At 59.4% G+C, this 14,297-nt stretch carries 15 protein-coding genes; 12 read left to right on the top strand and 3 right to left on the bottom strand.

The genetic code is table 11. The features are described from left to right. The first annotated feature begins 6 nt into the window (after positions 1–6). The 7 genes from Q0Y09_RS09130 to Q0Y09_RS09100 all read left to right on the top strand — a co-directional run bounded on the left by Q0Y09_RS09130 (position 7) and on the right by Q0Y09_RS09100 (position 7,066). A complete protein-coding gene (locus tag Q0Y09_RS09130) occupies positions 7–999 on the top strand; it encodes a M42 family metallopeptidase (RefSeq protein ID WP_297720646.1) in 993 nt (330 codons plus the stop codon). 62 nt (positions 1,000–1,061) lie between these two features. After that, complete coding sequence (locus Q0Y09_RS09125; RefSeq protein ID WP_297720645.1) at positions 1,062–2,312, top strand: methionine gamma-lyase family protein; 1,251 nt, start codon at positions 1,062–1,064, stop codon at positions 2,310–2,312. A gap of 44 nt (positions 2,313–2,356) precedes the next feature. After that, positions 2,357–3,130 carry a sporulation protein YunB gene (gene yunB, locus Q0Y09_RS09120; protein WP_317380372.1) on the top strand — a complete coding sequence of 258 codons (774 nt, stop codon included), beginning with the start codon at positions 2,357–2,359 and terminating at the stop codon, positions 3,128–3,130. Further along, positions 3,106–3,783: a VanZ family protein gene (locus Q0Y09_RS09115; RefSeq protein WP_297720644.1), complete on the top strand. Its 678-nt coding sequence runs from the start codon at positions 3,106–3,108 to the stop codon at positions 3,781–3,783. Before yunB ends, Q0Y09_RS09115 begins: the two co-directional genes overlap by 25 nt. Further along, entirely contained in the window at positions 3,725–5,713 is a 1,989-nt protein-coding gene (gene ligA, locus Q0Y09_RS09110; RefSeq protein WP_297720643.1) for an NAD-dependent DNA ligase LigA, read from the top strand. The genes Q0Y09_RS09115 and ligA overlap by 59 nt, the downstream gene beginning before the upstream one ends. A 79-nt stretch (positions 5,714–5,792) precedes the next feature. Next, the gene (locus Q0Y09_RS09105) at positions 5,793–6,200 is read left to right on the top strand and encodes a ribonuclease Z (protein ID WP_297720642.1); all 408 of its coding nucleotides are present in this window, start codon (positions 5,793–5,795) and stop codon (positions 6,198–6,200) included. Continuing rightward, entirely contained in the window at positions 6,197–7,066 is an 870-nt protein-coding gene (locus tag Q0Y09_RS09100) for a DNA/RNA non-specific endonuclease (RefSeq protein ID WP_297720641.1), read from the top strand. The genes Q0Y09_RS09105 and Q0Y09_RS09100 overlap by 4 nt, the downstream gene beginning before the upstream one ends. Positions 7,067–7,150: 84 nt before the next feature. On the opposite strand, the gene Q0Y09_RS09095 is transcribed toward Q0Y09_RS09100, so the two are convergent. Together Q0Y09_RS09095 and Q0Y09_RS09090 are read right to left on the bottom strand one after the other, a co-directional pair. Next, positions 7,151–7,750 carry a manganese catalase family protein gene (locus tag Q0Y09_RS09095; protein WP_297720640.1) on the bottom strand — a complete coding sequence of 200 codons (600 nt, stop codon included), beginning with the start codon at positions 7,748–7,750 and terminating at the stop codon, positions 7,151–7,153. Between the two features lies 1 nt (position 7,751). After that, positions 7,752–8,207: a spore coat protein CotJB gene (locus Q0Y09_RS09090; protein WP_297720639.1), complete on the bottom strand. Its 456-nt coding sequence runs from the start codon at positions 8,205–8,207 to the stop codon at positions 7,752–7,754. 169 nt (positions 8,208–8,376) lie between these two features. On the opposite strand from Q0Y09_RS09090, the gene Q0Y09_RS09085 reads away from it, so the two are divergent. The 4 genes from Q0Y09_RS09085 (at position 8,377) to Q0Y09_RS09070 (ending at position 13,144) form a co-directional block, all read left to right on the top strand. Beyond that, complete coding sequence (locus tag Q0Y09_RS09085) at positions 8,377–9,750, top strand: MATE family efflux transporter (protein ID WP_297720638.1); 1,374 nt, start codon at positions 8,377–8,379, stop codon at positions 9,748–9,750. Between the two features lie 49 nt (positions 9,751–9,799). Continuing rightward, the gene (locus tag Q0Y09_RS09080) at positions 9,800–10,540 is read left to right on the top strand and encodes an N-acetylmuramoyl-L-alanine amidase (protein ID WP_297720637.1); all 741 of its coding nucleotides are present in this window, start codon (positions 9,800–9,802) and stop codon (positions 10,538–10,540) included. Between the two features lie 19 nt (positions 10,541–10,559). Continuing rightward, a complete protein-coding gene (gene radA / locus Q0Y09_RS09075) occupies positions 10,560–11,933 on the top strand; it encodes a DNA repair protein RadA (RefSeq protein ID WP_297720636.1) in 1,374 nt (457 codons plus the stop codon). Positions 11,934–12,076: 143 nt separating this feature from the next. Next, positions 12,077–13,144, top strand: a complete 1,068-nt coding sequence (locus Q0Y09_RS09070) for a tyrosine recombinase XerC (RefSeq protein ID WP_297720635.1) — start codon at positions 12,077–12,079, stop codon at positions 13,142–13,144. Here Q0Y09_RS09070 and Q0Y09_RS09065 read toward each other — a convergent pair. Further along, positions 13,099–13,638 (bottom strand): amidase domain-containing protein, encoded by a 540-nt coding sequence (locus tag Q0Y09_RS09065; protein WP_297720634.1) that lies wholly within the window; start codon positions 13,636–13,638, stop codon positions 13,099–13,101. The two genes, Q0Y09_RS09070 and Q0Y09_RS09065, sit on opposite strands and share 46 nt — an antisense overlap. A gap of 79 nt (positions 13,639–13,717) precedes the next feature. On the opposite strand from Q0Y09_RS09065, the gene Q0Y09_RS09060 reads away from it, so the two are divergent. Next, positions 13,718–14,161 (top strand): HAD family hydrolase, encoded by a 444-nt coding sequence (locus Q0Y09_RS09060; protein ID WP_297720633.1) that lies wholly within the window; start codon positions 13,718–13,720, stop codon positions 14,159–14,161. The last annotated feature ends 136 nt before the right edge of the window (positions 14,162–14,297 follow it).

Genomic DNA, 14,297 nt, shown 5'->3' with positions numbered 1-14,297 from the left:
AATCATATGGATCTTTTGAAAACGCTCCAGGCCCTTAATGTCTGTCACGGCCCGGCCGGCGATGAAGCCGAAGTGGCCGATGTGCTGGAAAAGCTGGCCATGCCCTTCGTGGACGAGTGCCGCCTGGATACCATGGGCAACCTGATCGCCCACAAGAAGGGGAGCGGATCCCGGGTGATGTTTGCCGCCCACATGGACTCCATCGGCTGCATCGTCACACATATTGAGAAGGAGGGATTCCTCCGTTTCTGCAAGGTGGGCGGACTTCATGCCCCCGATCTGCTTGCCACCCCTGTGCGTTTCAAAAACGGTGTGCGGGGCGTCATCTGCCTCAACGAGTCGGTGGAGCCCAAGGATGTGACCCTGGATGATCTCTATATCGATATCGGGGCCCATGATGCCGACGAGGCCGGCGCCATGGTGAAGATCGGCGACACCGCCGTCTATGATACCCCCACCTATGCCGCAGGCGACCGCATCGTCTCTCCCTATATGGACAACCGCATCTCCTGCATGGTCCTGCTCATGGCCATGGAGGAACTCCAGAACAGCGACAACGACCTGTACTTTGTCTTCACGACCCAGGAAGAAGTTGGGCTGCGCGGCGCAAAAACGGCTGCCTACGCCATTGATCCGGACTATGGTATCGCGGTGGATGTGACCGTCTCAGCTGACGCGCTGGGGAGCAAACACACCGGCAGCAGCAAGCTGGGCGGCGGCGCCGCCATCAAGGTGATGGATACCTCCGTCATCTGCCATCCCCAGATGGTGGCCAAGCTGGAGACCCTGGCCAAGGAGAGAGGGATCGATGCCCAGATGGATATCATCAAGACGGGCGGTACCGACGCCGGCAGCATCCACATCAGCAGGATGGGTGTCCTCACCGGTGGGATCTCCATCCCATGCCGCTATATCCACAGCCCCCAGGAGATGGTGGACCGGGGCGACGTGGAGGCCTGCGCCCGCCTGGTGGCGGCCTTCGCTGAGGCCGATCTGTAAAACGTGGAAAGACCTGATTCAAACCTTATAAAACCATTGGAAAGCAGAGAGTGAAAAGGAATATGCCATTACAGATAAGCGACCGGGTCCGGGCGCTGGGGCGGCAGGCCCAGGCGGACTTGGGAGAGCAGTTTGCCCGCATTGACGCCATTGCGGAGGAGAACACGCAGAAGGTCCTGGCGGCCTTCCAGAAGCACCGCGTGGCGGAAGCCTATTTTGCCGGCACCACCGGCTACGGCTATGACGACCTGGGACGGGACAAGCTGGAGGAGATCTACGCCGACATCTTCGGCACAGAGGACGCCCTGGTCCGTATCGGCTTTGTCAACGGTACGCACACCATCTCCTGCGCCCTGTACGGCGCACTCAAGCCGGGGGACACCCTGGTCTACGCCGTGGGAGCGCCCTATGACACCATCCAGGGTGTGATCGGCATCACGGACAAGGGCTACGGCTCTCTAAAAGACTACGGCATCAAGTATAAGCAAGTAGAATTGGTTGACGACAAGCCCGACCTGGAGGGGATGGCCAGAGTGGTCCGGGAGGACCCCACCGTAAAGGTGGTCATGATCCAGCGCTCCAAAGGCTACGCCACCCGGGCCTCCCTGTCCGTGGCGGAGATCGGAGAGATGTGCCGGGTCATCAAATCGGCCAATCCGAACGTGGACATCCTGGTCGACAACTGCTATGGGGAGTTTGTGGAGACCCTGGAGCCCACCCAGGTGGGGGCCGATCTCGTCGTGGGCTCCCTCATCAAGAATCCCGGCGGCGGTCTGGCCCCCACCGGTGGCTACATGGCCGGGCGGAAGGACCTCATCGAAAAGGCATCCTACCGCATGACCATCCCCGGTATCGGTCGGGAGTGCGGTTCTACCCTGGGTAACAACCGCCTCCTCTATCAAGGACTTTTCCTTGCCCCCCACACCACCGCCCAGGCGGTGAAGACCTCTGTCTTTGCCGCCCGGATGATGGAGCTGTTGGGCTACGGCGCAGAGCCGTCCTCCAGCGCAGAGCGCCACGACATCATTCAAATGATCCATCTCGGTACGCCCGATGCGGTGAAGCGTTTCTGCAAGGGCATCCAGATGGGGGCGCCCGTGGATTCCTATGTCACGCCGGAGCCCTGGGATATGCCGGGCTATGACTCTCAGGTCATCATGGCGGCAGGCGCCTTCATCCAGGGCTCCTCCATCGAGCTCTCCGCCGATGCTCCCATGCGGGAGCCCTATACCGTCTATCTCCAGGGTGGACTCACCTATGAGAGCGGTAAGGCCGGCGTGCTTCTGGCGGTAGAGGAGCTCCTGAAGGACTGATACGAGCCTTGGCCCGCATAGAGTTACCGCAGGAGGTGACTGCTATGCGGGTTTGGCTTGGCCGGTCCTTTCGGCGGTGGTTCCGATGGAAGGGGAAGGGCCTTTGGCTGGCTGGATGTGCAGGAGTCCTGATGGCCTTTGGTTTTATTTTCAGCATGGAGCTTCGACTTCGGCCTGTGGTGGAGACCATGGCCCGGGCCAAGGTGACCAATGTGGTGACGCAGCTGTTGGATGAGGCGGTCACAGCGGAACTCCAGGCCAGGGCACTCACGTACAGCGATCTTGTCACCGTAGAAAAGGATGGGAACGGCAGGATCACGGCCCTCACCAGCAATATGGCGGCCCTCAATGACCTGCGCAGCGGTATCCTGAGCGATGCGTCGGCGGCGGTGGATCAGATCGATACCCAAAGCCTGGCTATCCCGGTGGGCAACCTGACGGGGATCAATTTCCTCTCCGGGCGGGGCTTCGGCCTGCCGGTGGAAGTCATGACTGCGGGGTTTGCCCATGCGGCCTTTCACAGCCAGTTCTCTGATGCCGGCATCAACCAGACCCGGCATCAGATCCTTCTGGAGCTGACGGTGGAGGTGGACATCCTGCTCCCTGGCGGGGACCTGTCCACCCAGATCAGCGCCCAGGTGCCCGTGGCTGAGACGGTCATCGTAGGCACAGTTCCCGACACCTATATGGAGGTACCGGGAAGACAGTCAGAAAAACGTAAGGAAATCGTCAGGGCTTTCCCGTCAAATCCCCCGCTTTTTCCCTGTACTATGGGGGAAAGGAGGGAATTTGTATGTATTCAATCCTCAAATACTTGAAAGAGATGCTGATTGTGGGACTGCCCGCCGTCCTGGTGTTTGCCTGCTTCTGGCCATACCGCCGAAAGGCCCTGTCGGCCATGGGCCTGCGCACCAACCACTGGCGGGAGGTGGGGCTCCATCTGTTCATCCTGTGCCTCTTTGGTGTGCTGGGCGTCACCCTCTGCCCGGTGTACTGGATAGAGGACAGCCCCGGACTCTGGGGTGACATCACACTGTTGGTAGAGCGACCCTCGCTGTGGTACGGCGTGAATCTGGTCCCGTTTCGGATGTTCCGGGATTACTGGCTGGACCTGACCCAGCGGGACGGCTTCTTTACCATCCTCAATTTCCTGGGGAACCTGGCCGTCTTCGTCCCTCTGGGGCTTTTTCCCGCCCTGCTCTTTCGCGGAGCCAGCTGGCGGCGCTCCACTCTGGTCGGGCTGGCCACCTCTGTGCTGGTGGAGGTGGGGCAGTACTTCCTCGCGCGCAGCACCGATATTGACGATGTAATCCTGAACACCCTGGGGGCTATGTGCGGCTTCTGGCTCTGGTTGGTGCTGGCCCGACTGGTCCCCCGATTTACCCAACGATTCCAAGTGGAGGTCCAAGAGCATGGACGAGATGCAAGAGATCCAAGTCCTGCGCCAGGCGCTGGAGCAGGCCAACTATGAATACTATGTGCTGGACGCCCCCAGCATGTCTGACTATGAGTTCGACCACAAACTCCGCCGGCTGGAGGAGTTGGAGGCCGCCCACCCCGAGTTGGTGACCCCTGACTCGCCCACTCAGCGGGTCGGGGGCAAGGTGGCCGACGGCTTTGACGAGGTGGTACACCGGGTCCCTTTGGAGAGTTTACAGGACGTCTTTTCTCTGGAGGAGCTGGGGGAGTTCGACCAGCGTGTGCGTGAGGCGCTGCCCAACGGCGTAGAATACGACGTGGAGCCCAAGGTGGACGGTCTGTCTGTGGCGCTGGAATACGAAAACGGCGTCTTCGTCCGGGGGGCCACCCGGGGGGACGGCCTGGTGGGGGAGGATGTAACGGAAAACCTGAAAACCATCCGCTCCATCCCGCTGCGTCTCCCGGAAGCCCTGCCTGCCCTTATTGTGCGGGGCGAAGTCTTCATGCCCCGCCAGGTCTTTGAGGACCTGAACGCCGAAGCTGAGCTCCAGGGCAAGCCCCTCTTTGCCAATCCCCGGAACGCCGCTGCCGGCTCCCTGCGCCAGCACGACCCCAAGATCGCTGCCAGCCGCCGTCTGGACATCCGGGTTTTTAACATCCAGTGGGCGGAGGGGCGCGCCTTTGCCACCCACAGTGAGGCGCTGGAGTATCTGACCAGTCAGCGATTCAAGGTCATCCCTCACGAGACCTGCGCTGACATCGCCAGTGTGGGAGAAGTCATCGGCCGCATGGGGGAGGAGCGGGAATCCTATCCCTTTGACATTGACGGAGCAGTTGTAAAGTTAAATGACCTGTCAGATCGGGAACGGCTTGGGTCCACCGCAAAATTCCCCCGGTGGGCTGCTGCCTTCAAGTATCCGCCAGAGCAAAAGGAGAGCGTGGTGGAAGACATCGTGATCCAAGTGGGCAGGACCGGTGTCCTTACTCCCAAAGCGATTGTAAAGCCTGTCCGCCTTGCAGGGACCACCGTCACCAACGCCACGCTGCACAATCAGGACTTCATCACAGAAAAGGATATCCGTATTGGAGACACCGTTTTGGTTCAGAAGGCGGGAGAAATCATCCCGGAGATTGTTTCGGTGATCCGCGAGAAGCGCCCCGAGGGAAGTGAGCCCTACCTTTTGCCCAAAACCTGCCCTGTCTGCGGCGCGCCCGTGGAGCGGGACGAAGACGGAGCGCACATTCGTTGCACCGGCGCTGAGTGCCCCGCCCAGCGTCTGCGCCATCTGGTCCACTTTGCCAGCCGGGATGCCATGGACATCGAACATCTTGGTCCCGCCGTGGTGGAGGGCCTGGTAGGCGCGGGACTGGTGAAAGGACCAGGCGACCTCTACCGGCTGAAAGCGGAGGATGTGGAGCAGCTGGAGCGCATGGGCAAGAAAAGTGCGGAGAATTTGATGGCAGCCATTGAAAAATCAAAATCGGCAGGGCTCGGACGGCTCCTCTTCGCCTTTGGCATTCGCCAGGTGGGACAGAAGGCAGGAAAGGTGCTGGCTGCCCGATTCGGCACCCTGGACGCCCTCATGGCGGCCGACGCCGAGACCCTGACCGCCGTGCCCGACATCGGCGCCATCACTGCCCAAAGTCTGCTGGAGTGGTTCCAAAGCCCGCAGAGCCGCCACCTCATCGAGACCCTTCGGGAGGCCGGGGTGTCCTTTGAGAGCACTGAGGCACCGGTGGGGGAGACCTTGGCGGGGAAGACCTTCGTGCTCACCGGCACGCTGCCCACTCTGGAGCGGAAGGAGGCCGCCGCCCTCATTGAAGCCCAGGGGGGAAAGGTGACGAGTTCAGTGTCCAAGAAGACCAGTTATGTCGTAGCCGGGGAGGCTGCCGGCTCCAAACTTCAGAAGGCGGTGGAACTTGGGATCACCATTTTGACAGAAGCCGAGCTTTTACGCCTATTGGAGGGAACTTCGCAATAAGCGCGATACAGCCCGCATGGGGCGTGTCTCCGATATGAGACGCGCCCCATGCCTTTTACCGGATGGAGAGGAGGTACACATGCTCGTCTTTCTATGTCTGGATCAAAAGAATGGGATGGCCTTTCACCAGCGGCGGCAAAGCCTGGACCGGGCGATAAGGGCCGACCTGTTGACTGCGGCGGCGGGAAGGCCCGTCTGGATGACGCCCTATTCCGCCCGGCAGTTCACCGAGCCGGAGGCCGTACTTCGAACCTCAGATGCGCCCTTGCAGGAGACGGAACGGGAGGGGCTTTGCTTCGTGGAGTTTCCGCCCTTGTCTGCGGCCTTGGACCGGATCGATACCCTAGTGGTCTATCGGTGGAACCGGGTTTATCCCACAGACCAGCGGTTAGACCTGGATCTGAATACGTCGTTCCGTCTGGTTTCCAGCACAGATATTCCCGGCCACTCCCATGAAAAAATTACGAAAGAGGTTTATCTGCGATGAAACGGACCCGACCCCTTCTATTTACTTTGGCACTTCTATGTGTCTTGTTGCTCAATGGATGTAAAGGCTTTATGCCTTCCACTTCTAACGTGTCCTACAACCTGGACGACCTGCCCGCGTACAGCGGCGAGCCCTATGTCACGATCAACAACAACGAACCCTTCTTTACCCAAGAGGACAGGACTACGGATTCCTATGAGACCTACGGGGCGCTGGATGCCCTGGGCCGCTGTGGGACGGCGCAGGCCAACATTGGGGTGGATCTGATGCCTACCGAGGACCGGGGGAGCATTGGCCAGGTAAAGCCCTCCGGCTGGCAGACGGTCAAATACGACATTGTGGATGGGAAATACCTTTACAACCGCTGCCATCTCATCGGTTTCCAGCTGACAGGAGAGAACGCCAACGAGAAAAATCTGATTACAGGCACCCGGTATCTGAATGTGGACGGCATGCTGCCCTTTGAGGATCTGGTGGCCGACTATGTCAAGGAGACCGAGAACCATGTGCTCTACCGGGTAACACCTCTGTTCCAGGGGGACGAGCTGGTGGCTCGGGGCGTCCTTATGGAGGGCCTGAGCGTGGAGGACGACGGCGAGGGTATCTGCTTCTGTGTCTATGCCTATAACGTTCAGCCTGGGGTCGTGATCGACTATGCCACCGGAGAGAGCGCCCTGGAGGGGGAGGTATCAAATGAGGGCGACGCTCCAACGAGCTATGTCATCAACACAAATTCTGGAAAATTCCACCTGCCGACCTGCTCCAGCGTGGCCAACATGGCGCCTGGCAATCGTCAGGATTATGCCGGAGACCGTCAGTCCCTTCTGGACCAGGGATACACCCCCTGCGGTGTCTGCAAGCCCTGAGACAAAGCATAAGACAGTTTCAATCTGGAAGGGATAAAAGGCGCAGGCGGCGCGGAGCATGCTCCGCGCCGCCTGCGCTGTGTTTTATCGGTCAAAGGCGGGGTTGGTAAAGTAGACGTTTTTCTGATCCATCTTCTCTTTGGCAAGGCGAATGGCCTCGCCAAAGCGTTGAAAGTGGACGACCTCCCGCTCCCGGAGGAAGCGGATGACGTCGTTGACGTCAGGGTCATCACTGAGCCGAAGGATGTTGTCATAAGTGACCCGGGCCTTCTGTTCGGCAGCCAAATCTTCCGTGAGGTCGGCGATGACATCTCCTTTCACCGCGATGCTGGCGGCGTTCCAGGGAGCGCCGGAAGCGGCTGTGGGGTAGACGCCGGTGGTATGGTCCACAAAATAGGGGGCGAAGGCGGGGGAGTTCTGGACCTCCTCATCGGTGAGCTTTCTGGTGAGCTGATGGACAATGGCGCCGATCATCTCCAGGTGGCCCAGCTCCTCAGTCCCGATGTCGGTGAGGAGCGCCTTGAGCTCCGGGTAGGGCATGGAGTAACGCTGACTCAGATAGCGCAGGGAGGCTCCCAGTTCGCCGTCCGGGCCGCCGTACTGGCTGATGATGAAGGCGGCCAGCTTGGGGTTGGGAGTCTTGATGCGCACGGGGTACTGGAGCTTTTTCTCATAGACAAACATGTCAGCCTCTCCCTTCTTCCACATTCCAGGGCCACGGGTCCTTGGGCCAGGTGTAGGTCTTACAGGCCGCAGTTTCGCTGCGCATCATGGGGCCGTTGTCGGCGGCGTAGGCGGCACGGGCCTCCTGCTCCATGGCGGTGTATTTCTGGAAGAGGGCGAAGGCTTCTCCATCAGAGGGATGGGTGTCCAGATAGAGGGCCAGCTCCTGGACCACAAACTCCAGCGCCTGGAGCTGGGTAAGGGGGCTCTCGGCCACGGCGGCGGCGGTTTTCTTGGCCCGGAAGGGCAGATCCAGGCCGGGATAGAGGGTGCCGCTGCTCAAAGCCTCCATCTGGTCATAGCGTTTGGCGCCGGTTTGCTGAAAGGGGACATAAGGCACTGCCAGGGGCGCGCAGGACGGCAGAACGCCGCAGGCATCCCCGCAGGGAATGGGCTCAGTTCCATGTTCAGGATACACGGGATGTTCCTCCTCAATGGATTTTGACGGGTCGTCTCCGAAGGGGATGACCTGCCACCTCATCCTATGCTCCGCCGCTGCTTTTGCCCCTGTTTACTTTTTCGGATATTATGGTATAATGAGGTCCGCTGAAACGGGCAGATCCAACATCCATTTAGGAGAGAGAGTATTGAAGCGTGAAAATGACCTGGGCAGAGACCCCATTCGTTCCCTGGTGCTGCGAGTGGCGCTGCCCTCTATGCTGGCGCAGTTTGTCAGCGTTTTTTACAGCATCGTGGACCGTATGTATATCGGCAACATTCCAGAGATCGGCGATACGGCCCTGGCCGGCGTTGGGATCTGCGGTCCGATTGTGACCCTGGTAGGGGCCTTTGCCTTCCTGGTGGGCGTCGGCGGTGCGCCCTTAATGAGCATCAAGCTGGGGGAAGGGGACCGGGATGCAGCCGAGCGTATCCTGGCCAACTGTTTTCTGATGCTTCTGGTCCTGTCCGCGGTGCTCACTGCGGTCTCCCTGCTCATCCGAGAAAAGCTGCTGATGTGGTTTGGGGCCAGTACCGTCACCTTTCCCTATGCCAATGCCTACATCACCATCTATCTCATGGGAACCGTCTTTGCGCTCATGTCCTCCGGGCTCAATCAGTTCATTGTCTGTCAGGGCTTTGCCAACGCCGGGATGCGCTCCGTCCTTCTGGGAGCGGTGCTCAACATCGTTCTGGACCCCATCCTGATCTTCCTGCTGGACATGGGCGTGCAGGGAGCCGCCTTGGCCACTGTGATCTCCCAGATGGCCTCCTGCGCCTATGTGCTCCTTTTTCTCTTTGGCCGCCGTCCGCCGGTGCGGATCACCTTCGGTCATTACCGGCTCAAAACGGTCCGTTCCGTTCTCACAGTGGGCATGACTTCCTTCCTCATCATTGCCATGGACAATGTGATGATTATTGCCATGAACGCCATCCTCCAGAAATATGGCGGGGCAGGGGAGGGGGACATGCTAGTCACCTGTGCCACCATTATGCAGAGTTTCATGCTCATGATAACCATGCCCCTTGGCGGGATCACCGGCGGCACCCAGAGTATTCTGGGGTTCAATTACGGCGCGTGCCGCCCTGACCGGGTCCTGGAGGCGCAAAAGTATATTGCAATGCTCTGTGTTGCCTTTACCACGATCTTCTTCCTGATCGCCCAGCTCATCCCGCAATCTTTTGTCCTCATCTTTACCCGAGACCCTGACTATGTGGCCACTGCCTCCCGTGCCATCCGTATTTTTACGCTGGGGATCATCCCCATGGGACTTCAGTACACCATCGTCGATGGCTTCACCGGTATGGGAGTGGTGCGGGCCTCTCTGCCCCTGTCCTTCTGGCGGAAGGGGCTCTATTTCGTCAGTCTCTTTGCTTTGCCCGCCCTTTTTGGCGCACAGGCGGTCTTCCTGACTGGTCCGATTGCTGATTTCGGCGGCGCCGCCGTATCTGTGCTGGTCTATCGGCTTACCATTCAGAAGATCCTGGGCAAACGGACCCCCTCCACAACGCAGTCCGCCTGAGCATATCACCCCCGGTCAAGGCATAAACTGCCGGAAAGGGGGTGTGTGTATGAGGACCCGGAAGGGCCGGACCAGGCAGGGGAGAAGGGGACTGGTCCTGGCGGCTGTACTGTTGTTCACCATTTCGGCCATCTGGCACAGCTGGAGTGACCCGCTGACGGTCCCCGTCCTGGCCGGCCCGGCCCGCCTCAAAGGGACGACTGTGGTCATAGACGCCGGGCACGGCGGGGAGGACGGGGGGGCGGTCTCCCCCGCTGGCACGGTGGAGAGCGGCGTCAACCTGTCCATCGCCCTGCGTCTGAACGCCATTTTGGGGCTTTACGGGGTGAATTCCGTGTTGCTGCGCACAGAGGATGTATCCCTTCATGATCCAGGGGCCAAGACACTCCACGAGAAAAAGGCTTCCGACCTGCGTAATCGGGCAGAGCTGGTGGAATCCATTCCAGATGCTCTGCTAGTGAGCATCCATCAAAATACCTATGCCGGAAGCAGCCGATATCACGGTGCTCAGGTCTTTTATACCGACCCGGAACGCAGTCTGCCGCTGGCCCAACACACCCAGGAGATTCTGCGGCAGGCGCTGGACCCGGAGAACACCAGGCAGGCGTCAAAGCTGCAAAGGGCGGTATATCTCATGGACCATATCACCTGTCCCGCCATTCTGGTGGAGTGCGGCTTCCTGTCAAACCCGGAGGAGGACGCGCTGCTGCGCACCAGCGGCTATCAGACCAAGCTGGCCGCCGCCCTGGCCTGTGCACTCCTGTCGCCGATTCCAGAAGAGAAGACCTAGAAAGGGAAGTGGAGCAGTTTTGAAGGTAAAAACCGTTTTTTACTGCACAGAATGCGGAAATGAGACCCCAAAGTGGGTGGGGAAGTGCCCCGCTTGCGGCAGTTGGAATACTGTTGTGGAGCAGCCGGCGGAGCCGAAGAAACGCTCCGCAGCGGCACAGGTCCGAAGCACCGTCCGCGGGGTTCCGCTCAATCGCGCCAGACCCATCCGGGAGGTGGAGACCAGCGACGAGCTCCGGTTCCAGACCGGGCTGAGCGAGCTGGACCGAGTATTGGGCGGCGGAGCTGTCCAGGGCTCCCTGGTATTGGTGGGCGGCGCGCCCGGCATCGGCAAGTCCACCCTCATGCTCCAGATTTGTGAGAGCCTTTGCCAGAATTCCAAGGTACTCTATGTCTCCGGTGAGGAGTCGGAGCGGCAGATCAAGCTGCGGGCGGACCGGCTGGGCGTCCAGAGCGACGAACTGTATCTGCTGTCGGAGACCGATCTGGAGGATATTCTGGAATCGGTGGCCGAGCTTCGGCCCGATGTGCTTATTGTGGACTCCATCCAGACCATGTATCACGGGGAGAACACCAGTGCTCCGGGCAGCGTGGCCCAGGTGAAGGAGTGCACCATGGCCCTCATGCAGCTGGCAAAAGGGCAGGGGGTCACCGTATTCGTCATTGGCCACGTGAACAAGGAGGGGTCCATCGCCGGTCCAAAGGTGCTGGAGCATATGGTGGACTGCGTGCTCTACTTTGAAGGGGAGCCCCATATGTCCTATCGCATCCTGCGGGCTGCAAAGAACCGTTTTGGTGCTACCAATGAGATCGGCGTCTTTGAGATGGCAGACAGCGGGCTTGTGCAGGTGCCCAATCCGTCCGAGACCCTGTTGGCCGGGCGACCGTTGGACACGCCCGGTACCTGCGTCACCTGTGTCATGGAAGGAATCCGTCCTGTTTTGGCTGAGGTCCAGGCCCTGCTGGCGCCCAGCGGCTACGGAAACGCCAGGCGGACCAGCAACGGTTTCGACTATAACCGGGCCATGCTGCTCCTGGCCGTCCTGGAGAAGCGGGGCGGGCTCATGGTCAGCGGCTGCGATGCCTATATCAACGTCATCGGGGGGCTGAGCCTGGATGAACCAGCCGCCGATCTGGCCGCCGTCATCGCCATGGCGTCCAGCTTCCGGGACAAGAAGGTGCCGGGCGGCCTGGCGGCCATCGGCGAAGTGGGCCTGACCGGTGAGCTGCGGTCTGTGAGTGCGTTGGGACAGCGGCTCAGCGAGGTGCGCCGGCTGGGCTTTACCCAGTGTCTGATCCCGGCCAGAAATAGCGCCCGTTTCCAGGAGCCGGATGGTCTCCAGCTCATCCGGGTAAAGAACATCCGGGAGGCGCTGGCGGCTGTACTGACATAAGACGTAAGAAACAAAGTGAAAAACATCTGATACAGAAAAAGCCATCGGGCCAGGAGGCTGTAAAATCTCTGGGGCCGTCTTGCGAAAGGGGGGTCTTTCCACAACTCAACAAAATAAAAATTTTGTTGAGTTTGGAGGAGGCTATGGACCGAAACGACTATAAACTGGATGCACCGAAGCTGCTGCGGGACTTCCTGGTCTACCATGAGACCATCCAGGGACATTCTAAAAAAACAGCGGATGAATATTATTTGGACCTGCGCAACTTCTTCCGCTATATCAAGCTGGAACGTGGTTTGGCGCCCCGTACTGCTGAGCTGGACCAGATCTCCATCGACGATCTGGATCTGGAGCTGGCGCGCTCTGTCACACTCAGCGATGTTTACAGCTACATGAATTACCTCAGCCGGGATCGAGTCAAGCATGCAAACAGTCCCTCCTCCGGTTTTGGACTGGAAGCCTCTGCTCGTGCCCGCAAAATCGCTGCCATCCGCTCCTTTTATAAATATCTCTCCAGCAAAGCCAAGCTGATTGGAGAAAATCCCATGCAGGATCTGGACGCTCCGCGGCTGAAAAAAACGCTTCCCCGCTATCTGACCCTGGACGAGAGCATCCAGCTTCTGGAAGCTGTGGATGAGCCCAACCGGGCGCGGGACTACTGTATCCTGACGCTGTTTCTCAACTGCGGACTGCGGATCTCAGAGTTGGTAGGGCTGAACCTTACCGATGTGCGTGAAGAGCAGCTGCGCGTGCTGGGCAAGGGCAATAAGGAGCGGATGATCTTTCTCAATGGCGCCTGCCGGGCGGCTCTGGACGATTGGCTGGATGAGCGCAGTCAGAGCGCCGCAGTGGATCGAAATGCCCTGTTCCTGACCCGGCGACATACCAGGATGACCACTGATGCCGTCCATTATATGGTAAAGCAGCGGCTGAAAAAGGCCGGTCTGGACGCGTCCCTCTACTCCAGTCACAAGCTCCGCCATACAGCGGCCACCCTGATGCTCCAAAATGGCGTGGATGTGCGTACCCTTCAGGAGGTGTTGGGACACGAAAACCTGAATACCACCCAAATCTACACCCATGTGGACAATGCGGAGCTGCGCATGGCGGCCAGCGCCACCCCCCTTTCCAAAGTCCGGCGGAAAAGGCAGACCAAGAATGGGGCTCAGGGTGTAGAAAGCCCGGGAGAGGGCGAGAATTCAGGCGGATAGGCGCCCAGGATATGGATAAAGCGGATTTCCTCAAAAAAGTAGGTGCTGAGCGGCCTCCAGTCGGCGTCATAGCTATGGGCCGCCACCAGGGTATTTTCCAAGGTGGCTGGCTCCCCTACGGCCACCACGATGGGCGTATGGCCGAAGGCGGCGCCCCGGAAGCGAAGCTGGACAAAATCAGCCGGTTCGATGCCGGAAATGGCGGTCTCTATGCCGAAGGGCCCCCTGCTCTCCTCGCTCCGGGTCATAAAATTGTAGAAATAAGGCACCCCCGTCCAGGAGGGTGATTTTTGGTTGGCGTCGATATAGTACCAGCCATAGGTAGGTGTCAGATTCATGATGCCGGTACCGGCATAGAGACACTGAGAGGCAAAGTTGGTACAATCTCCCCCCAGGTTTTCGTAATCATAATAGGCCGGGTTACGGCTGTATGCCCATCGGTGGGCATATCGGAGTGCAGCCTCCCGGTCATATGGGAGTACGGGCAGCGGCATGGCATCTCACCCTTTCATATTACTGCCCTATCCTATGCGCCTCCTGAGCGACAGGCCACAAAAAGGAGAATGAGCGGCTATGGTACGCTATGAAGCGGTGATTTTTGATCTGGACGGCACCCTGCTGGATACGCTGCCCGATCTTGCGGACAGCACCAACCGTGCCCTTGCACAGTTTGGACTGCCCAAACGGTCGCTGGACGAGATCCGGCAGTTCGTAGGCAACGGCGTGGAGATGCTCATCCGCCGGGCGGTACCTTCCGGGACCGGAGAGGAAGCGATTTTGGCCTGTCTGAACTGGTTCAAGGAAGACTATATGGAGCATATGCAGGACCAGACCGCCCCCTATCCCGGCATCCCGGAGCTGCTCAAACGACTGCGGGAAAACGGCTGTCAGGCGGCTGTGGTATCCAATAAATTCGACGGCGCAGTTAAGGCGCTCTGCCGGGAGCACTTCGGAGACCTCCTCCCTGTCGCCGTTGGAGAGCGTCCCGGGGCAAAGAAAAAACCTGCCAGAGACTGAACTGAACCAGTAAAAACGGACAGTGACAAAATACCCCCTGATGTAGGAAAATAGACTACATCAGGGGGTATCGTTATGCGGAAACGAAATTACACACAGGTTCAGGGGCTGCTGCCGGAAATCAAAGTCATGCTGT

Source organism: Intestinimonas sp. (assembly GCF_026169115.1).
Taxonomy (GTDB): Bacteria; Bacillota; Clostridia; order Oscillospirales; family Oscillospiraceae; genus Intestinimonas.
The sequence above is the reverse complement of the archived record's forward strand: the minus strand, read 5'-3'. Positions and strand labels throughout refer to the sequence as shown.